Source organism: Rhodopseudomonas sp. BR0G17, from assembly GCF_010907025.1.
GTDB classification, from domain to species: Bacteria; Pseudomonadota; Alphaproteobacteria; order Rhizobiales; family Xanthobacteraceae; genus Rhodopseudomonas; species Rhodopseudomonas palustris_H.
In genome coordinates this window covers 1-385 of sequence record NZ_QUML01000248.1, presented here as the reverse complement: position 1 = coordinate 385, position 385 = coordinate 1, and the positions used below count along the sequence as shown (strand labels likewise).

The window sequence follows — 385 nt, the reverse complement described above, 5'->3', positions numbered from 1 at the left end:
GTCGAAACGCTGGACCGAAACCGCGATCCCGATGATCGTGCTGATCGTCGTGGCGATCGCTCTCAGCAATGCGATTCCGGGATTCCTATCAACCGCGTCGCTCGGCGACACCGCGCGCCAGGCCGGCGAGATCGGCTTCGTCGTGCTCGGCATTGCGCTGGTTGTGATCGTCGGCGGCATCGATTTGTCGGTCGGCTCGATGTTCGCGCTGTGCGACTTCTGCGCGCTGTATTGCCTCAACGTGTTGAACTGGCCGGTGCCGGCGGTGATTGTCGCCACCATCGCTTGCGGCGCGCTGCTCGGCAGCATCAACGGCATCCTGATCGGCTATCTGCGGCTCCGCGCCTTCATCACCACGCTGGTCCCATTGATCATCTTCCGCTCC

Annotated in this window: 1 protein-coding gene; it reads left to right on the top strand. The window is 63.1% G+C overall.

What is annotated here, in order from left to right; genetic code table 11:
• Window positions 1-385 (top strand): ABC transporter permease subunit (locus DY467_RS26075; protein WP_164639938.1); only part of this gene is annotated, 385 nt, incomplete at both ends.